This is a genomic window from Providencia sp. PROV130, from assembly GCF_028482225.1.
GTDB lineage: Bacteria > Pseudomonadota > Gammaproteobacteria > Enterobacterales > Enterobacteriaceae > Providencia > Providencia rettgeri.
In genome coordinates, this window is record NZ_JAMPQC010000053.1 from 1 (window position 1) to 18,697 (window position 18,697).

Below are 18,697 nucleotides of genomic sequence, written 5' to 3' on the forward strand. Positions count from 1 at the left end.
TGCCACGCCGCCAGTGGGTAAAACAGTGAATGGAGGCCGAACAAAAGGTTTACCAATTATATCCTCATAGATATAAGCGCCATCCTCCTCGAGGAGAATATCAACGCCCTCTTGCGGGTGAAATTTCCACTCAGCCACACGACACTCAAAGTTCTGTATGCCAATATGTGGTAAGTTCAGCAAGCAAACATCCCCTGGTCGATACGCATAACCATCCATGTCCATTTTTAATTGAATGCGACGACCTGCGCGTTTTTTGCGTAGATATAAATTAGAAAGGCGTGCTGCTTGGTATGGGCTAGTGACAAAGCGGTAATCGATATTTTCTTTAATCTCTAACCCATCTTCCTCAATCCATTCATCAACAATGACTGGTTCAAAATCAGTTTTAACATATTGCTGCTCGGCATCGACGAAGGTACCGTAAATCGCATTAGTTGCATCACGTAGCGCAAGTTCAGGTGTGATGTTAACGGTGTCGATGATTTGATTCGGTTCAATGCGTAATACTGCAGGGCCATTATAAGCCTGCATTAAAATACCATGCTTGCCTGCAACATAAGTCGGCTCAGCAGCAATGCACCGGTGCATGTGATCAAGTAGTGATGATGGTGATTCAGAAAGCTCATAAGCGCCATTGATAGTATAGCGGGGTTCCGTATTCCCTTCTGGGATTACAACTGGTTCATAGCTTAAATCTGCTGCCATTTTAAATTCATCAAAATTTAGTTCTAAATCAGGCACATTTAGATAACTGCGATAGTAATCAAGCGCAATCAATACTCCGTTGTCAGTCCAAGCATCTTTACCAATGCGCGGATCGAAAACCTCTTTGCCCCACATTTCAACTTTGACATTAGGCACACCATAAGGGAATTTTTCCGCATCGTATTTCAGTGTTAACCGCAACCACGCTAAATTTTCGCCGATCATGTCATCTTTCCATGATGGCGCATGCTTCAATAAATACGGGTCACTTGTGGTGCGGCCGTTATGAAACTCGTAACTGACCTTGTCGCCAAAGGTTTCTATCAAATCATCATTTAACCAAATGCGGCCAATTTTATGAATCGGGTGGGCCGCAAGTGCAATGGCCATAAATAAACGTTCGCCATCTGTTTGATCGCCCTTTTCCTCTTCGGCAAAGAAGAGAAGACCTGAACACACTGTTTTACCAACAACCACAGTCTCTGGCGCCACCGCTGAACGTAACATTTGCTTGCGTTCAGATTGATCCCGATAACGCATTGATGGCATTTTTTCTTGGAAAATAAATGTGCTAGCCGCCTGAACCGCAATACCAGCCACAATTAAAGCGGTACCTAACCCGCCGGTTGCCATTACACCTGCGATCATTAAACCCGCAGAGACGACATTAGAGACAACTTTACCCATTACTCAACTCTCCACGCTTTAATAGGTTTATGATTAACAGGCCTTGCGCCATCTTCAGTGACAGCCCATATTTTATTCGCCCACAGCACACCAAGAGTTTTTCCGTCGTCACCATCAAACATAACAAGGTCACCACGTATCGCTTTATCGGGTTCTATTTCTTGAAAGAAACCCGATAGACCCGTTTCCAGCCCCCCGAACTCAGATTTTAAAACTCGCATAGCCCCTGATTTAGTTTTGTATCTGCCTCGAGCCTTTTCTGCGATATCAACCCCGCACACCGCAATCGCACAATCAGCAGCAAACAAGCAGCAATCATGCTCACCCCAAACAAACGGTTTTTGCATAGCTTGGCGCAAGGTTTCAGGTAATTGAGTTGTCCAATTTGTGTGTCGCATTTGCTGATCTCCGGGCATAAAAAAACCCGCCGAAGCGGGTTACTGAGTAACATTCAATTTTTTGAAGATTTTATTTCTTAATGGGCTCGTCCATTTTTTTCAACTCTTCAAGTAAGGACTTTTTGCGTTCACTTATATTTCTAAGATTGCACTCTATTTCTTTTTCTTTGTCCTTGAGTTGCTCTGCAGAATAATTCAATGCTAATTCATCAATAGACTCAACACTTTTATTACTTAAAGAGCTAATTTTTTCATCGCTATATTTAGGGCAACCATCATACCAATATTCTTTATTTTTATTAGTGTCAGCGAGAGATAACATTGGAAAGAATATAAATAGATAAAAAATATATTTCACTGAATTCCCCTTTATTAATTAATAATAGAATAACGCTTTATTTGTAAACAAAAGTTGGTGCATCCTTTTTGCTTCCCCAATAAATGGCTCTCTCTGCCATTTGGGCAACATAACGAAATATCCTATCACCCTTGTGCCTTTTAACCCAAGATTCATCGGTAAATCTATCAGGTAAACCATTTGACCACCGCTCAAAACGATTCGATACAGTGACAGAAACCTCATTTAAGTTTCCAGTAGACACACCAATATTAGAAATTTGCCCTGCAAAAATAATTTCAGCTAAACTTGGCTTACCATCTTTATCCAGTGCTATCAGCATGATACTGACATTCCTGCCGCGGCTACGTTCATTCATAACATCCGCAACTAGTAAAGAATCAAAACCAGAGAGAGAAAGGATTAATTGTTGAGGGCTTGTTGAGTTATTTTCTGTTACCTGTTCAATCTTCCCCAAAGAGCCCACACCTTGGTACACCTCACCCGCTATAATTAAATTACCGATTCCTGTGTGTGCCCTTGTCGTGCCTGATTTTAGTTCTAGCCTTGCTGCAATAACTAATTCGGCCCCATTATTTATCGCATTAACCATATCATTCGAAAAAGGATGGTATAACATTAATACAAAGCCTCCTTCAAATTTATCGTTACACTTGAGAAAACTCCGGGGCGATATTGAAAACTCCCTTGATCATTACTCGTTAATTTAAAAATACCGTAAGGCCTGACGGTTTCTATTTTTTCATTAACGGCTGGGGATCTCCGAAGAATAGGTGAAATTGGAACAACAGCACCGCCACTCTTATCACTAATCACATTGTCAGTAATCATTTTCAATTCATTGCTTACTGTAATGTAATCACCTTTTCGTAATACGATAGAATTTGCAATCCACCCTTTTGTTTGCAATATAGCTCCGGTTTGATTAGCTACGCTCACGGTGGGTTCCCCTTTGTTTAATAAACCGGGTCTAAGCCAATTGCTTATTTTTACTCGACCACTTTCTCCATCAAGCTGAGCCATTAACACCTCCAATTCTCTAGAGGTGTTTTCCGTTAAATTATTAAAAGTTAAAGCGCACCGCCAGTGGCTTCCGGGGAAACGCACCGTTTGTTCACTTCCTGTAAATACAGAAGTAAAAGTTTGACTATTACTGAATAGTTGCCAACTCATCGTTGAAGGTGCGACGTTTTCTGGCCATGTTAGCACCATGCTTATCTCCCAAGCGTTTTTCTGATATTTCCATTAGATTGAAAGTCACGCTGAATTCTTGCAATAGCATCATCAGAACCTTGCTTAGCACCTGACTTAGCCGCTTGCTGCATGGCCTCTAGCAATGCCTGATCCCCATTACCTGAAACCTGTATATTTTGATATATTTCAATCTTATTCATTTGGCTATTATCTATGGAATTACTCCCTGTTCTTTTCCCAGCAGCTTTAAATTCACTAGCACCAAAACTAGCATTATTCACTGTTCTTTCTATTCCGTTTCGCCTTATAGATTCAAGATTTTCCACGCCAATACTTTTGGTTGCCCATGCATCGAATACATATTCTTTGCCATGAACAACCCCAGATATTTCATTAACTCCCTTATCACCGGTATACCCACCACGACTATATCCTTTCCAGCTTGTCGGCATTCCCATCGCGCCTGTTCCTGAAGCGGAACCACTAGCACCAACTGATGCACCTGACGCAGCTCCACCAGCTAATCCTCCCATCAAACCAGTTAAAGCATTCGTTATCATTGCCTGCATTGCAATTCTGACAAGGTCTTGAATAATAGACTGAGCTAAGGACGCTGAAATATCCTGAAGAGATTCCGAAAATGATTTTGAGCCTGTTATCATCCCTGTGAGTGAATTTCCCATTCGCTGCTCAATAGATTCAAATAAATTTATTTGCATCCGTTGCCAATTGCCTTGAGCCGCGTAAAGCTCTTTGCTGGCTTGAAGCTGAGCCTCTTTAGAGCGGGTGCTGGCCGCAGTCATTAATTGCTCATAACGCTCTTTGCTAACAATCCCATTTTGATAAAAAGCTTCGTACAGAGCTCTTTGTTCTTCCAGTTGATTTTTTAACTGAACAACAGGATCGATTTCGCCAAGAATGCTAATATTCGGTAAAGCAATACCCCTCGCTTGCTCTGAAAGTCGATTCTTCGTTGAATCTTGTTCCAAACGCATTTTGGCGTGATGATATTCTTTATCCGTTAATAATCGAGCATCCAATAAAGACTTTAATTCCTTATTCGCATCTTGCTCATTTCTGATAAGAGCTCGTGTTGGCGAATATTTCTCAGCCAATTCGGCTCTTTGCTTCATATGGTTTTCAGCGTTAAGGGTTTTTAATCGTTCAAATTCCCCTTGCTTCATTCCTCCAGATTTATAGCTTTCTTGAAGTTTTCTGAGAGTTTCCGTTTCACTTAATGAAATTTTCTCTAGGCTTACAGCATGCTCCGCTTCGATTTGTCGGCGTAACTGCTGATACTGGTTTAACTGTTTTGCACCTGAAGTGCCTTTTGGTGGTAATTCCCTTGTTCCCGTGGAGCCATCACCATCTGGCGCAGTAGATAATATTTGTTTAGGCTTTTCTCCTGACGCTAACCTCTCCCTAGCTTCCTTTGCGTTTTTGAGAGTATTACTTTCAATCTCATAAGCCTTATCAAGATCCTCTAGCTGACTTAAAAGTAAATTTCTTTTTGCAAGTGCCTCTTTTGGATCTTCGTAGAGTGAGCTAAAAACTCCCTTGTTTTGTCTTTCAAGTCTCGCAATTTTTACATCAGAATATGATCCCAACTGACGATTAACAATTGCTCTTTGTTCGGTAATATTTTTAATGCTTTCTTGAAGATCATCAACTTTTACAGCTAGTTTCACTTGAGATAATTTCATCAATTCTGCAGTGGTTTCAACAACTGCATCTTTTAGACTCAGGGCGCTTTGCCGAGCTTCAATTGATTTATTATGGAAATAATATAAGGCAGAACCTGCCAACATGATTGCGCCAACAGGTCCACCCATGGCTGCATACGCCCCCCTGAGTGCAGTTGATGTCCCTGCTAAGGCTCGCTGACTATAAGATAATCTATTTGTCGCTACCTCTAACTCTCTTGTGTACTTTATTTTTTGGTTAGTTGCCTCAATCTCAAGTCGAGCTAATTTATCTCGTTCGCGGCCTCGATTAAGAGTTTGCATATCAAACTCTTTCATTTTTCTATCATGGTCTGTCAACCTTTCCCCTTGAAGGGTAAGGTATTTTAACTGCTCATTAGCATCGGCTATCCCTTTTAAGGCCGTATCTCTCATCTGAACGGACGCTGCCCTTGATGCTTTTTGTATGTCATACCAGGCAGTTGTTTGATCTTGCAGACCTTTAGAAAGCCTACCTCCAAGCAATGGAATAAGCCCGTAGGCTGCAATATCCACCACTGTGTTCAAATTTCCAGCCAGTGCATTTACTGCATCTGTTGTTGTATTGATCCCAGCTCTTAGTGGCCCTGAAGACATCTGACCGACTTTTATTGCCATTCCTTCAAATGCTGACGACAGGCCTAATAAATCTCCGTTAAGATTATTCGTTCTCTCTTTTGCTTGCTCATAAGCTGTGTCTGTGCCCGTTAATGCCTGAGTTAACTCTTTAACTTTTTTGGCATTTTGAGAAAGGATCATGGCCGTGTTTACATTTTCAAGACCAAACAATTTTGTTAATGCAGTTGTTGAATAATTCTTCTTACCTAAATTTTCTAGCGCGGCACCAAGGCCAACAACTGAGGGTTTGAGGCTTTTGTCAGTACTAGCTTCTAGCTTCAAAATCATGTTTCTCAGCGCAGTTCCCGCATCAGAGCCTTTAACCTCACGCTCCGCAAGCGTCTGGATCGCTGCATTTAATTCTTCGAAGCTCATTTTCGCATTTGCAGCTGATACACCACTTTTCTTAATTGCCTCGGAAGTTTCATTGACTTCGGAAGAACCATATTTAGCACCAGCGGCTAACACATTAATATAACGATCTGTATCTGCAACAGACGCGCCAAACTGGTTTAAAGACAATGCTAATGTCCTTGTTGCATCTGGCAAGGTTGTTCCTGATGCCTGAGCTAAAATTAATGCACTTTTGGTGACATCAATTAACCCTGAGCTTGTTTTCATTAAATCTGGCTTAGCTGAAGCCATTAATTTAATAGCTTCAGCACCTTGCATCGCTGAAAATTGAGTGGTGCGCCCCATCTCCTGTGCAGCTTCATCAAATAGCACCATTTGTTCTTTTGTGGCACCAGTTATTGATGCTAAATCAGATAAAGATTGGCTATATTGGCGGGTTGTATTGATGATTGCGCCTAACGATAAGCCTGTTCCAGAAATAAGTGCCAATTTCCCAGCTACGCTATTTATTGATTTTGATAGCGATGCAAATGATTCTTCTGATTTTTTATTATCAGCACTAACTTTACGTGAAAATCGCTCTGATTCACTGCCTGCATGTCGGTAAGCATCTGCTATTTGTGTTCTAAAGCTAACATCATTGAGCAGTAACCCGACTTTCAGATCAGCTAAATTTGACATGTATTACCTCAGCATTTTCATGACGGCCGAGCACTGTTCATCTATTGTTGATGATGATGCAGGCGTTTGAGTTTCTAATGATTTATTGTTTGTTTGAGGGGTCGTTTTGAGCTCGAAATGAGCCTGCCACCCCAATAATGTGGCGGCAGGCAAGGCTAAAACACGATAAGGATCTATTTCGCCTAATTGCTCAGAAAGCTCATAAGCGAAACTTAATAACGGTGTATCCGTTAGTTTTTTTTTGCTTCTTCCAATGTGCCAACAGAATGACGTTTAACTAATGAAATAGCTTCAATCAGTGAGGCGTTGTCATGGATGTCGAGTAATTCTTTTGCCGTTGGCAACTCATCTTTACTAAGTGCCTTGCCATCATCGCTGACTATGCAAGACAAAATCATTTCGACATTTTTTAATGAGGCTTCTGTGACCTTCCCTTCCATATTTAACTCTGCCGCTTCTTCTTCCAAAGTAAGCAACTCTGAAGCCGTCATTCGACGGATATTTACATCAACACCAAGGAGTTGAACTTTTTGAACATGAACGCGCGGAGTCAAAAAAGCTGCCTTTAAGTTTTTCATTACTTAGTGCCCCCTGCTGTTGCTGTTCCCCAAACCAAGTTATTTTGCTTTCCTTTTACAGTAACCTGAATAACTTCACTCGCTGGAGCACTGATATCGGCCATTTCCCAACCAGATAATGCCAAAATCATTGTTGCTGTACGCTTGTTGGGTAATTCAATATAAAACTGAACGGTTTTCATACCCTGAGCCGCATTTAGGAATGCAGTGAAGTCTGCATTCTGCGGATCGTCAATAAACCCTAGCGTTTTTTCAGGGCCTTCTGGCATATCTGAAATGAACTGCTTGTTTTTATCAATTAATGTTGTGCAATCAACAAAATTACCTGTTAAACCCGTTGCGCCTATTGCTTTACAATTCACAAGTGGTTTTAAAGCAGCGGGAAGATCACCCACTTCTCCCCATTTAACAACCGTGCCAGCAGGAAGCATGGCGTACTCTGGCGAAGATTTTTGATCTGCCATAATATCTCCTAATTTCAATATGTTAATTATCTAATTCGATACAAGGCGTCTCTAATTTCCATTACAAGAATATTGAGAACGGCTTGTTTGTTGTAATCCAGTGCTGGACGTATGAAAGGGCGCGAAACTTGCTTCACCGTTCCCATTTCTTGAGCTAATGCCTTCATGAAGTGTTTTTTAGAGGGGCCAACAGTAATCAATACTGAATCATTCAGTTTTTTACTTTTTGTTGAACGAATTTTGATACTGTCACGCATATGTTCTGACTGTGTTGTTTCATCGAAACCTGCATGTTGCTTCATATCTTTCAACACTGGTTCCATCGCTTTTTTCCCAGCATCACGCAATATTTTTGTTTTTATTTCCTCCTCAACTCGACTTAATGCCTCACCTAGTTCACGTAACCCAGTTACATTCACTCCAAATTTCATTCAGCCCCCTCTGGATAAGTGATAATAAAATCACGCATCACACGCCAAATAACCCGTTTATCCGTCTGTTCTTCTCGGTTCTGCATAAAATTACCTCGCTGAACTGTTTGAACGGGATAACGACCAATATGGCCATGGGTGATGTTTTCCCATGCATTGAGCACTACTTTTTCAAGCTTTAAGGCTTTTGAATAGTCATTAGGGATCTGAAAGGTGATTTGAAATCGCGCTTGAACAAGAGAAGTTTTAGCTAGGCCGGTTATCATTTTAGGGTCACTTATTTTCTGATAAGTCACGCCCTCAAGCACATTTGAAGGAAGCGCGACAGGGTAAACATCCAATCCCGTCAGTCGCTCTAAGTCTGCCTTGATATCAGTTTCTATCATGTCGACTATCGACCTCCGCTGTAATAATTAAACGGTCTGGCTGGTTTCTATCTAATGCGCGCACCGTGAAATTGCGCTTTTGATAAGCAATTATCCACCCCTCATTGATATCGCTACGAGGCCGAATGGTGAAATGGTAGGTTTCGATAACTTGTTGCTGATCTGCGGTGCGAATTTTACGGTTAGACATTGCCTCCGCTTTGGCCCATACATCAGTGACTTTTACTAACTCTGTCTTAGATTCACCAAATTCGTCTCTGATTTCTTCAGGCCGTGATAACGCAATACGTTTATTGAGTTCACCGGCTTTCATTCGGTCACCTAAAGATTAATGAATCGATAAGGCTCAAGTAATGCTTTGAACCCAGCCGACATTGCCGTCGTTTCCCTGCTTTCATAAAAGTGACCCACCGCAAGCATAATGGCCAACTCAATATCATCAGATATCAACAAACCGTCGGGATCAGTTTCGGGAATATTTTCATCATAAAGCGTTCTATTAATGTAATTCTCAGCCCGTTTTTTAGCGGCTAATGCATACGTCATCAATAAGTCATCTTCTGTTGAATTATCATCATCAATCCGGCACTGGGCTTTAAGCTTTTCAATTGTTGGAAATGGCATAAATCCCCCTTAAAACCTGCGACCATTCCAGATCGCAGGTACAAAAAAACCGCAATTAAGCGGCACTTGACTGACTAAATACAACCTAAAAACTATTTTGCTGCAGCTTTACCGACTAACGCTTTAATTGCTGAGGTATCTTCAAGTACGCAGTCAAAGCGGTGGAAAGCTAAGAACGCAGTTTGGTCATATTCAGCATAACGCTCAACTAAACGCTTCAAGGTCATGTACGTCACACGACGCAAAATGAATCGGTCAAAGTCACCGCAGAAGATGAATTTTTTACCCGCTTCCATTTTATCAATAGCCTGATCAACTACATATTGCATACCTAAGATAGTCGAAGGAGCAACACCGGCAATCGATGGCAACCAAAGTGGGCGCTTTTGCGCATCCTCCATTTCTTTCAGATTTTTTAATGTGTCATCGTTGAACGCTAAACGGAACTTAGGCCCATTACGGTAAGCAGGATCAAGCTTATGAGCTAACGCATTGATGTCTTTCCAGCCAAATGCCGCTGATGCCTCAACCGTGCCAGTGACGGAAGCATCCAGACCTTTAGGTTGTAACGGGGTTCCCGCACCAGTACCTTTGACTAAATATTTAGCTTCACCACGACCAATACGTTGAGCGATACGACTGCCTAAGTAAGCTTCAATGCTTACACCGCTATCTTGAAGAAGCTCATTTGAAACACGAATAATTTTAGACGAAAGCTTTTTCGCCCCCAAAATGGCGGTGCCAAACTCAACATCTTGCTCACTAGCCGCCGTGTTTTCGCCTAATAATTCCCCTTCTTCCTCAGTACCATCCGAAGTGGACCACGTAATATCTTGACCATTTGAGGTATTTAAGATTTGAGCGACACTCGCAATACCACCGTACGCTTTCATCTGGTCAATAATTTTATTCAGCATTTGAGTTGGTACTGTGTACCCCCCTTTTTCATCAGGAGACGTACCTTGAGCACGAAGCTCTTTCAGGGCTTGCTTTTCCTCTGCCGACAGCTCACCAAAACCACTACGTACAAAGCGATCAAAAGCCAAGTTGCGGCGTTCAACTTTTGCAGCCTCTGGGTCGTTTTCGGGGTTGTTGCGCTGCTCTTGCTCGTTATCGTCAACGAACTCCTGGTCTAATGAACGGAGTTGCTCTTCGCGCTTGATTTGTTCATCCAACTTTTCAAATTCAGTGTGGGCTCTATTCCACTCCGCGCGTTGTTCTTCCGTCATCACGCTTTCACCCACTTTTTCATGGATTGCACGCATTTCTGTCGCGATAGTGTTACGTTTTTGTTTTAAATCATGAAGCTTCATAGTCATAGTATTACCTTATGCATTGAGTAAAGTTAAAAGGCGCTCACGCGCTAATTTTTGATTGATGGCTTTTTGCAGGTCACCACTGTTACGGGCTTCTTTCCACGCCTCCATTGAGCGGACTGCAGCACCTGCATCTTGATAAGCGGGATACGTGACGGGGCTAACATCAAATAAGCGTGAAAGCTTGTGAATTTCACGAATAATTACGCCATCATCATCTTGGTACCAATCCTCGCCATCGCGAGCGACTCTAAAAGCAAATGAACTTTGATTGATATCACCTCGCTGCATCGGAGCGAGTACTAAATCACGGATAGTTTGGGTGTCAGGCGCAGTAATGTCATAGACCAAACCGCGCTCACTGACGCTTAACGAAAGCGTACCTGCAGCGGTTCTCCCTAAAATATAGTTAGGGTCATGATTGAATAACCCACGAACATCATCTTTAAGTACATCATCGAAAGCGCCCGGTTTAATAATTTCCTTAAACCCGTACATCAGCTCAGAACGTGAATCGAAAACAGATCCCAGTCCAATAATATGGGTGGGTTTATTATCCTCTCCTGGTTCTGCTCTAACTTCGCCTACATAGCAGCGTGTTTCTTGATTACTGCTCATCATTATCTCCTTTGGGTTTTTCTGTCTGACTACCCACAGGCTGAGCAGCGTTAACGCTGACTAACATTTCGTCCAGCCCATCAACGGGGTTCATATCTTCGAAAGCACGCACTTCATTTCGGCTCATCCAACCATCAGTAATACCGTAGTGATAAAACTCAGCACGCTCCTTTGCAGTACCACGCAATAAACCCGCAAGATTAAATCGAACGTAGAAACCTGCACGGCGCTCTTGTCGTGTAAATAAACGTCGGTTTAATTCCTGCTCCCAGTTCACTGTCCATGGCATGATTGAATGCCGAACAAACTGAATCGCTTGCTCTGAAATGTTAGAGAAAGTGGCTTTTTCAAGGTCATTTATCATATGAGCGGGCACATTAAAGATACCGGCTATCATTGAACGATTGAGTTTCAGCATATCAATGAGTTGAGCATCAACAGGAGAAACTGTTAATGCTTTATAGTCAAGATCTGCAGGAATGAGCATCGTTTTGTTCTCCTGACTACGGAGGGCAGCACTTGCCTTTTGCCACATATCTTTTATCCGTGCCCAGCCATCTTTATTTAGTTCGCCTTTAACCGATAAAATCCCTGCGGGTCTGGCATTCCCACCAAAAAACGAACTGGTATATTTCTGACCACTCATACCCATACCAATGGTTTCTGCATGCTGAGCAATAGGACTTAACCCCATGCGCTGGTTGTTACCCAAGGCACGAATATGGATCATATCGTCTGGACTGATTGCAAAATTACCAAGTTCATTATAAACACCGTAGGTATAGCGCCCTCCTGTATTGAGCAATGTGGTTTCCCAAGGCATACACGCTTCAAGGTTAGTGACCTCGCCTTTACGGTTACGGACAACCTGTGTGTAGCCATTCCCCCAGCCTAAAATGTGACGATGCTTTGTTTCACGCCATTTATAGCTAGTTTGCCATTCGTTTGGCTCATCATGAACCAAGTAAAATAGTGGATGATCACGTGCCGTTTCGACTTTATTGCCTGATTTGCGCATCACGTGTAGTGGCATTTGAGCAATTGAGGAAGAAAGCACGGAAATACAAGCGTAAACAGCCCCTAATTTCATCGATGTTTCAGGGCTTACATGCACATCTGCCGTAAATATACCGTCAGTATCGATAGAGTCGGCCGTAATCGGTACCGAGGGATTTTCAATATTCGTTAGTTCATCATCACGAAAAAGCGCATTAAGAAGCACGTTTCCCCCTCATTGCCGCCACTAATGCATAAACCACCAGCGTTGAACCGCCGATCATCAATGTATTGGGGAGCCCATAATTTAGATAACAGCCTGCCATCACCGCCCCAAAACCGACTAAGGCAGTGATATCGAGAAATAAATTTTTCATAGGAATAGTAAATCTTCGTCTGGGTTGAGTGAGGAAAGGAAATCGCTATCTTCATGCAGCATCGCCCGTCCGATAGCCATAATTAACGCGACAGCACCGTCAATTTTATTTTCATTTTGCTCTTTTATAGGCCTAACGACATCATCGTTACCCGGTAAATATTTACCCACCACATTCCCCATACACCACGTCATGATGGGGTTGCCGTCATGATGAAAGCGCCCCGAAGCAATCGCAGCTTCAAGCTCTTTCATCGGGTCAGACATATTTGTGTAGTTTTGAACAATGGTGATAGGGTTTAATCCCTCATCAGCCAGTTGGTGAGATAAGTTTGTTGCGCCGTGAGGGTCAATCGGGCTTTCATCAATCGGGTTATTCAAGTTATCTGCCTTGGCATCTTCTAAAATAACGCGATAATCAATTTCAGCACCGTCAGTTAGCTTCAAATGGCCTGTTTCAACCCACTTTCTAAACCGTTCTGCGGTTCGCTGATTCTCAATATCTGAACTAAAAACAGCATCATAAGGCACATAAAAGCTCGGAGAGATACAGTAATAATGCCGCTTGCCGTCAATTTCGCGCGTAAACAGTTTAACCCGTGAGTTCATATCCAACTTTCTGGCCAAGTCGAGCGATTGAACACAAGATTGCCCTTCAAACATTTCTAATGTCAGGGTTTTATCTTCACACTCGCGCCAGCTCAACATATTGAAATACGCTGAGCGTGCTGAAACCCAGATATTTAAATGCTTTGTTTTGAAGATGCTGGCAAGTCGAGGGTTATTTTTTGCTCTGTTTTGCTGGCTAATCAGAAAATCACTGTAGACCGAAACACCCATGTTTGGGTTAGCTTTCTTCAGTGTATTAGGAGCTGTCCAATCGTCACCGTCGTCTACGGTATAAATAACACCAAATAATTCATCATTCGGTACCGTACCATTCAACATTTCAATCACTTCGCGGCGTTTATCGTAACAAGGCCCCTCGATATTATAACCTGCTGTAGTGATAGCCCACATCAACGGCTGTCGCCTTGCCCCCATCCCCGTTAACATGGTTGTATAAAGGGAATCCGTATCATGTTCGTGATACTCGTCGACAATGGCGCAATGTGGCGATTGACCATCCCCCGGATCACCGATAAGTGGCTCAAACCGAGCACCATCTTCAGGCCGGTTCATATTTTTGGCATTGACTTCAATACCAAATGCTTCTGTGAGTAACGGTGTTCGCTTGCACATTAATTTTGCAGGCCTGAACACTTCCCAAGCTTGCTTTTCGGTTGTTGCACCGGAATAAACCTCAGCCCCAAATTCGTTATCACACGTAAAACAGTATAATGCGACACCTGCAGAAATAGCCGATTTCCCATTTTTACGGGGGATCTCAGTATAAACTTCACGGAAACGCCTGAGTTTTGTGCCTTTTTGCACCCAGCCAAACGCACAACAAACGATAAAAAGTTGCCACGGTTCGAGTGTAATAGGCATTCGCTTAAACGCCCACTCACCCTTTGTGTGGGGTAATAACTGAATAAACTTAGCGGCTTGTTCAGCCAAGTCTTTATCAAACCGATAGCGGAATTTACGCCCTTTCTCTTGGGCCATATCATCAATGTGTCGTTGGCAAGCATCAATGACATACTGACACGCTACAACCTTGCCGCGAACCACATCACGCGCATATTGATTTGCCGCATTGACGTTTGGGTAAGATTTACGGCTCATGATGAAATAATCCTCATAAAGGGGTTATCTTGTTTCTTTTGCCCTGCCATGCCAATTAACCGCTGGCGACTGCTCGGATCTAAACCCAACATTGCGCCAGTACGATCCATTTCGCTTTCCTGCTCTTTTTTTGTCGTTAAGTCAGGGTTTTTTATTGGGCCACCCGTCGCACCTATTAAGCGAGTTCCATCTCGCATGATGGCAATAACTGCATTGCGCCAAATATGGTAAGCAACACACCAGCGCTCAAGCACAGCAAGGTCGGTAATGCATAAAATACCCTGTCCGCAGAGTTCTTTTATCGTCAGATCCCACATAACAATGGCTAGCTCTAATTCGTTCTCAGTGAACCAATCAGGTGGTGCCACACCTTTTAGTGGCGTGAATACTGGTTCATCTTTATTTAATGCGCGTTTCCCCGGATTGCCGGCCAATTCTTTTCTGGCCGTAGGCTTCGGGCGACGACCAGATTTGCCCGGAGTGCCAGCCATAATAGAACCTCCAATAAAGCATTAATAATCATCAATGCCCGGTAAATAGATTTGTGCTTCAGAAACAATTCGCTCTCTTGCTGCAAGTAACAACTGCTTACGCCCACCAGATCCCCAATTAGCCATCGTTCTCGCACAACCACTGACATTTTTAGTTTCAGTGTTAATGATGTAATCCAATTTATTCAATCTCGATAACACATCGAGGCCTTTACGAGCGGCATCACGGAAAGTGTTATAAACCAAAATTTCAAATTCGGGTTTTAGCCAAGCGGCATATCGAATAACAACAAGCTCTAAAGCCCAAGTACCTTGATTTAATCCGCCTTTTATTACTTTGACCGATGCACTTTTTGTTGCATCGCTCAAAGCTTGAACAAATCGTTTCACTTGGCGGCTTTTTAGAAAGACACCAGGCCGCTGTGATTCTGTTGCTTTTCCGTCAGCAACTGCCGCGGCATGCAAATCATTGAGGTTATAACGCCCCTCACTATCAACTCTAACTGATACTCCATTGATACTTACTTTGAGGTGATTCATGGTGTGAATCCTTATAGAAAATCGAACCTGTTCACACAGAAATACCGCCCACAGAAACACCATTACGGGATTTCTCAGGCTCGACTTTCTGTAAGGCTCTGTGGTTTTTAATTTGTGCGCTGTGAATGCGCAGATACAAAAAAGCCCCGCAATTGCGAGGCCAGTGATTTTCGATACATAAATTAGGCTAAACAGTCAGCCAGTTTTAATTTCATTTTTCGCGGTTATAAAAATTCACCTGAAGCGGCAGTCCTAGAGGGCGAGTGCGGTAGAGATTTTACCCGCCCCTCCCTGTAGATGATAACTATTATCATTTATATAAATATTCATATATAACATCTACTTGCGTAATCTCTCTGTTGCTGTCTTCCTTTTGTGGCAAGGCCAGCATAGTGATTGCAAGTTACTATCATCCTCAGTACCACCATGTGCTTTAGGTATGATGTGGTCGACAGTCTTGGCTTCTACAGCGCGAGGTAGGCAGTTTTGACAAAGGTGCTTATCACGCTGAAGGATACGAGGCCGTATCTTATCCCACTTGGAACCGTAACCTCGTTCATGTCTGCTCTTGCCGGGCTGGTGGCTTTCCCATCCTGTACTTATATGATCTTGGCAATAACCACTACGGTCAGTGGTTGTCTTGCTACAACCGTGTTTACGGCATGCGCGGGGGATGCGAGGTGGCATAACGTTCTCCACAAACAAAAAAACACCAGTGATTAGCTGATGGTTTTTATGATGCTCTATTTTTTATTTTGTATAATGAAAGAGATGGCTGAGGATCTTGCTACTTCGGCTGAGAAGATCTTAATTCGCTTTTTATAAGCTAGTATAGCTTTATCACTAACCACAAAATAAATATAATTTCAGCCTTAATTTTAAATTAGATATATTTGTTCTATTAAAGCAAGCTATAATTAAATATTAATCACTATAGGAAAATGAACATGGCAAAATTTCATGCTAAATTTAATTATAATTTAATAGGGCTTCTCGCTATAATTATTCTATTTATTTTTTCAGCGGGTTATTGTGATTTTATAAAGCAGCGCATTGTTTGTTCTAGCTTTATTGCTTCACTTTTAATTATCGCACATATTATATATATGTCATGGATGTTTACAGATAGTACAAAAAAAATACTAGCTACTATAAATAGACTTATAATCATGTCAACAGCTTGTTTTTCAGTATATTACTTCGCTATTTTCGAAGAAACATTTAATATGAACAATTTTATCAACTCCCTTGAGCCTAGTGTTTACTTTGCTTTATTGGTAATCTTATCGGTAAATACTGTTATCAATTTTGTAATTGATTTAAAAGAAAATCTGAAGCCAAAGACACAAAGTGAATAGCTAGAATATAGCCAAGTATCCCTTTAATTATCATTTGGTGCTTGGCTTGCTTCCCCACGAATAGCTTATAATTTCGTATTGAACACCAACTCTAAATTACTAATATTCATTTTATTAGACGTCTTTTTTGTTCAATTTCACGTATTGCTTCAAGCTGCTCATTCGCCTTCTCTATCGTTCCTAGCAATAATCTGTTCCATAATACAGACGCTTGGAATGATAGAGTCTTACCATCACTGTCAGGTGGCAAAGGCGGTACCACAGAATTAGTTAACGTCGATGGTATTGGTACGCATTGCACGTTCTCGTAGCTCGTTGGTGTATTCGTACAAGCCATCAGTAACAAGCTGAGGCACAAGATAATCACAAGAAGACTGTGCTTTGAGTATCGTTTTATATTCAATGATTTTCTCCTGCGCTTTCGCATCAGCTTGAATGCCGTTCCGGTATGCTGTTGTTGCTATCTGATTAAACCGATTGAATTGAAGCGACTGGCTGGCAATGATTTTGCTTTTATTACTGTTATCCGCCTTTAGCAACGCATTACTTTCATATTCACTTACAGCCCACCAGCCTAAGAGCACGATCATTAAAAAGAGCCAGAATGAATTATCTATCTTCATAAGTTCACCTGCTTACCTCGATAGTGATCTAGGGCTTTTTGGCACCGCTTTTCTAAGCTTATCTTGTCAGTACCACAGGTATCGTCTCTGAGTACATATACGCCAGCTGCCAAGTAGACGGGGAATCCTATAAAGAATAAAAGTAAGCCGAGTCGAACTTTCCAAGACATACGGCTTTTTCTATCTCTCTGCGTGTTATCAGGCCTTTCCACTCTTTACCCCCTGCATAAGTCCAGCGTTTTAATTCATTGCAAGCACCAGCGATATCACCTGCATTCAGTTTCTTCAGCATCGTAGAACGCGCAAAAGCACCTGTGCCCACGTTGTAAGCAAAGGAATAAATAGCGGCTCGGGTGTTATCGTCAATATCAACTTTGATTAGAGGGTCTACACCCTTTCTGACTTTGCTGAGGTCTTTTTCAAGCAAAGCTAAACATTCTGATTCTGTATAGGTTTTGGTGGGAATAATGTCAGAGCCCGTATGCCCAAAACAAACCGTGGTGACATTCACTACATCTTTATACGGTTTAGTTTCCATCCCCTCAAAATAAGCAATCATGCTTACAGTCAATGCAATTAAGCCACCAGCGGCAGCAGTTTTGATTTTATTTGGTATCTTTGCCACTGTTAGCCTCTCTTAATTTGAATTCTTTCCGTTTGTAGTACCAATTCACCAAGAATGTAGCGACAGTACATATAATCCCGATGAGTACTGCCCATTGATCTAGAGATAATGCCCCTGCCGCTGTAGTGATTACTCCTAATGCATAAGAAAAGGGGCTTGAGTATTTTTCGTGCATACGCATATCCACCCCCTGCGGAGTGTTCCGATGTTTAGTTAATAGAAAGCCACCAGCAATAGTAGCTAGATTTAGATTAATGAATTCAATCAGTATTTGAGATAAGTTAGAGGTTCAGCCCTATGTGACTTACCGAAGGGATGGCTGATTAACTTCGGCGTAAGGAAAAATATGAAACTAGAATTCAAAAGCGTCACCGTGTTGCCAGAAACTGACAAGTCTCTTAATTTGCCTAATGCCATCGTTTCTATGTACATGAATAACGATGATGGTTGTAGTGGTGAGCTTGAAATACGTTTTTATATTGATGGTGTTGAAAATAAAACCATACGGGAAATACATAAAGAAGCTGAGGATAAATTCACGGAGCGATCAAAACTACTACACAAGTAATTTTTTCAGTAAGCCACCCTTAGCTAAATCGTTAACTAAAACGTCTTTGATTGCTTTAGCAAAAGCTTTTTCATTATTTTCAATTGCTGCTTGAATGCTAAAAATTGTTGATTTTGACGCTTCTAAATCACAGCTCATTGCCGCTTGCATGTCATTGAGCTGTTTTTCTAATGCTGTTACTCGTTCTTCTAAACTACGATCCTCTTTTACTTTAGATATACGGGTAATTCGTGCTTTTTTGATATTTCGACTCATG

The 18,697-nt window shown here is 42.0% G+C and carries 27 protein-coding genes; 2 read left to right on the forward strand and 25 right to left on the reverse strand.

What is annotated here, in order from left to right; translation table 11 throughout:
* The 20 genes from PSF28_RS22820 to PSF28_RS22915 all read right to left on the reverse strand — a co-directional run.
* On the reverse strand, positions 1 to 1,395 hold a 1,395-nt coding region (locus tag PSF28_RS22820), incomplete at its 3' end, for a phage tail protein (protein ID WP_272685699.1).
* Positions 1,395 to 1,793 carry a DUF6950 family protein gene (locus tag PSF28_RS22825; RefSeq protein ID WP_272685700.1) on the reverse strand — a complete coding sequence of 133 codons (399 nt, stop codon included), beginning with the start codon at positions 1,791 to 1,793 and terminating at the stop codon, positions 1,395 to 1,397. The genes PSF28_RS22825 and PSF28_RS22820, both read right to left, overlap by 1 nt.
* Positions 1,794 to 1,863: 70 nt before the next feature.
* Positions 1,864 to 2,151 carry a hypothetical protein gene (locus PSF28_RS22830; RefSeq protein ID WP_109913102.1) on the reverse strand — a complete coding sequence of 96 codons (288 nt, stop codon included), beginning with the start codon at positions 2,149 to 2,151 and terminating at the stop codon, positions 1,864 to 1,866.
* Positions 2,152 to 2,188: 37 nt separating this feature from the next.
* Complete coding sequence (locus PSF28_RS22835) at positions 2,189 to 2,770, reverse strand: hypothetical protein (RefSeq protein ID WP_272685701.1); 582 nt, start codon at positions 2,768 to 2,770, stop codon at positions 2,189 to 2,191.
* Positions 2,770 to 3,363: a hypothetical protein gene (locus tag PSF28_RS22840; RefSeq protein ID WP_272685702.1), complete on the reverse strand. Its 594-nt coding sequence runs from the start codon at positions 3,361 to 3,363 to the stop codon at positions 2,770 to 2,772. The genes PSF28_RS22835 and PSF28_RS22840 overlap by 1 nt, the downstream gene beginning before the upstream one ends.
* A gap of 2 nt (positions 3,364 to 3,365) precedes the next feature.
* Entirely contained in the window at positions 3,366 to 6,719 is a 3,354-nt protein-coding gene (locus PSF28_RS22845) for a phage tail tape measure protein (RefSeq protein ID WP_272685703.1), read from the reverse strand.
* A 230-nt stretch (positions 6,720 to 6,949) separates the two neighbouring features.
* On the reverse strand, positions 6,950 to 7,297 hold the full coding sequence (locus PSF28_RS22850; RefSeq protein WP_140170606.1) for a phage tail protein: 348 nt from the start codon (positions 7,295 to 7,297) through the stop codon (positions 6,950 to 6,952).
* The gene (locus PSF28_RS22855; protein WP_140170607.1) at positions 7,297 to 7,761 is read right to left on the reverse strand and encodes a phage tail protein; all 465 of its coding nucleotides are present in this window, start codon (positions 7,759 to 7,761) and stop codon (positions 7,297 to 7,299) included. The genes PSF28_RS22850 and PSF28_RS22855 overlap by 1 nt, the downstream gene beginning before the upstream one ends.
* A gap of 26 nt (positions 7,762 to 7,787) precedes the next feature.
* Complete coding sequence (locus tag PSF28_RS22860; protein WP_272685704.1) at positions 7,788 to 8,192, reverse strand: HK97-gp10 family putative phage morphogenesis protein; 405 nt, start codon at positions 8,190 to 8,192, stop codon at positions 7,788 to 7,790.
* The gene (locus tag PSF28_RS22865) at positions 8,189 to 8,578 is read right to left on the reverse strand and encodes a hypothetical protein (RefSeq protein WP_112308332.1); all 390 of its coding nucleotides are present in this window, start codon (positions 8,576 to 8,578) and stop codon (positions 8,189 to 8,191) included. Before PSF28_RS22865 ends, PSF28_RS22860 begins: the two co-directional genes overlap by 4 nt.
* A complete protein-coding gene (locus tag PSF28_RS22870; protein ID WP_140170609.1) occupies positions 8,565 to 8,891 on the reverse strand; it encodes a phage head closure protein in 327 nt (108 codons plus the stop codon). Before PSF28_RS22870 ends, PSF28_RS22865 begins: the two co-directional genes overlap by 14 nt.
* 8 nt (positions 8,892 to 8,899) lie before the next feature.
* Complete coding sequence (locus PSF28_RS22875; protein WP_004911613.1) at positions 8,900 to 9,202, reverse strand: head-tail connector protein; 303 nt, start codon at positions 9,200 to 9,202, stop codon at positions 8,900 to 8,902.
* Positions 9,203 to 9,294: 92 nt separating this feature from the next.
* Positions 9,295 to 10,515: a phage major capsid protein gene (locus PSF28_RS22880; RefSeq protein ID WP_272685712.1), complete on the reverse strand. Its 1,221-nt coding sequence runs from the start codon at positions 10,513 to 10,515 to the stop codon at positions 9,295 to 9,297.
* Between the two features lie 15 nt (positions 10,516 to 10,530).
* Positions 10,531 to 11,136 carry an HK97 family phage prohead protease gene (locus tag PSF28_RS22885; protein WP_272685705.1) on the reverse strand — a complete coding sequence of 202 codons (606 nt, stop codon included), beginning with the start codon at positions 11,134 to 11,136 and terminating at the stop codon, positions 10,531 to 10,533.
* Positions 11,126 to 12,358 (reverse strand): phage portal protein, encoded by a 1,233-nt coding sequence (locus PSF28_RS22890; RefSeq protein ID WP_004911621.1) that lies wholly within the window; start codon positions 12,356 to 12,358, stop codon positions 11,126 to 11,128. The genes PSF28_RS22885 and PSF28_RS22890 overlap by 11 nt, the downstream gene beginning before the upstream one ends.
* On the reverse strand, positions 12,348 to 12,509 hold the full coding sequence (locus PSF28_RS22895; protein WP_004911622.1) for a hypothetical protein: 162 nt from the start codon (positions 12,507 to 12,509) through the stop codon (positions 12,348 to 12,350). Before PSF28_RS22895 ends, PSF28_RS22890 begins: the two co-directional genes overlap by 11 nt.
* On the reverse strand, positions 12,506 to 14,236 hold the full coding sequence (locus tag PSF28_RS22900) for a terminase large subunit (RefSeq protein WP_272685706.1): 1,731 nt from the start codon (positions 14,234 to 14,236) through the stop codon (positions 12,506 to 12,508). Before PSF28_RS22900 ends, PSF28_RS22895 begins: the two co-directional genes overlap by 4 nt.
* Positions 14,233 to 14,727, reverse strand: a complete 495-nt coding sequence (locus PSF28_RS22905) for a phage terminase small subunit P27 family (RefSeq protein WP_004911637.1) — start codon at positions 14,725 to 14,727, stop codon at positions 14,233 to 14,235. Before PSF28_RS22905 ends, PSF28_RS22900 begins: the two co-directional genes overlap by 4 nt.
* 21 nt (positions 14,728 to 14,748) lie before the next feature.
* On the reverse strand, positions 14,749 to 15,267 hold the full coding sequence (locus PSF28_RS22910; protein ID WP_196723630.1) for a KilA-N domain-containing protein: 519 nt from the start codon (positions 15,265 to 15,267) through the stop codon (positions 14,749 to 14,751).
* 339 nt (positions 15,268 to 15,606) lie between these two features.
* The gene (locus PSF28_RS22915; protein ID WP_272685707.1) at positions 15,607 to 15,954 is read right to left on the reverse strand and encodes an HNH endonuclease; all 348 of its coding nucleotides are present in this window, start codon (positions 15,952 to 15,954) and stop codon (positions 15,607 to 15,609) included.
* A 260-nt stretch (positions 15,955 to 16,214) separates the two neighbouring features.
* Between PSF28_RS22915 and PSF28_RS22920 the strand changes: the two genes are divergently transcribed.
* On the forward strand, positions 16,215 to 16,625 hold the full coding sequence (locus PSF28_RS22920) for a hypothetical protein (RefSeq protein ID WP_272685708.1): 411 nt from the start codon (positions 16,215 to 16,217) through the stop codon (positions 16,623 to 16,625).
* 106 nt (positions 16,626 to 16,731) lie between these two features.
* Here PSF28_RS22920 and PSF28_RS23670 read toward each other — a convergent pair whose 3' ends face one another.
* The 4 genes from PSF28_RS23670 to PSF28_RS22935 all read right to left on the reverse strand — a co-directional run bounded on the left by PSF28_RS23670 (position 16,732) and on the right by PSF28_RS22935 (position 18,054).
* Positions 16,732 to 16,962, reverse strand: coding sequence for a hypothetical protein (locus PSF28_RS23670; RefSeq protein WP_442958823.1), 231 nt, complete (start codon positions 16,960 to 16,962; stop codon positions 16,732 to 16,734).
* Positions 16,892 to 17,215 (reverse strand): hypothetical protein, encoded by a 324-nt coding sequence (locus tag PSF28_RS22925; RefSeq protein WP_272685709.1) that lies wholly within the window; start codon positions 17,213 to 17,215, stop codon positions 16,892 to 16,894. Before PSF28_RS22925 ends, PSF28_RS23670 begins: the two co-directional genes overlap by 71 nt.
* A gap of 160 nt (positions 17,216 to 17,375) precedes the next feature.
* Positions 17,376 to 17,873: a lysozyme gene (locus PSF28_RS22930; RefSeq protein WP_272685710.1), complete on the reverse strand. Its 498-nt coding sequence runs from the start codon at positions 17,871 to 17,873 to the stop codon at positions 17,376 to 17,378.
* The gene (locus PSF28_RS22935; protein ID WP_006658152.1) at positions 17,854 to 18,054 is read right to left on the reverse strand and encodes a phage holin family protein; all 201 of its coding nucleotides are present in this window, start codon (positions 18,052 to 18,054) and stop codon (positions 17,854 to 17,856) included. The genes PSF28_RS22930 and PSF28_RS22935 overlap by 20 nt, the downstream gene beginning before the upstream one ends.
* A gap of 165 nt (positions 18,055 to 18,219) precedes the next feature.
* Between PSF28_RS22935 and PSF28_RS22940 the strand changes: the two genes are divergently transcribed.
* Positions 18,220 to 18,441 (forward strand): hypothetical protein, encoded by a 222-nt coding sequence (locus PSF28_RS22940; protein ID WP_187710583.1) that lies wholly within the window; start codon positions 18,220 to 18,222, stop codon positions 18,439 to 18,441.
* On the opposite strand, the gene PSF28_RS22945 is transcribed toward PSF28_RS22940, so the two are convergent.
* On the reverse strand, positions 18,430 to 18,697 hold a 268-nt coding region (locus PSF28_RS22945), incomplete at its 5' end, for a hypothetical protein (protein ID WP_272685711.1). The genes PSF28_RS22940 and PSF28_RS22945 overlap by 12 nt on opposite strands.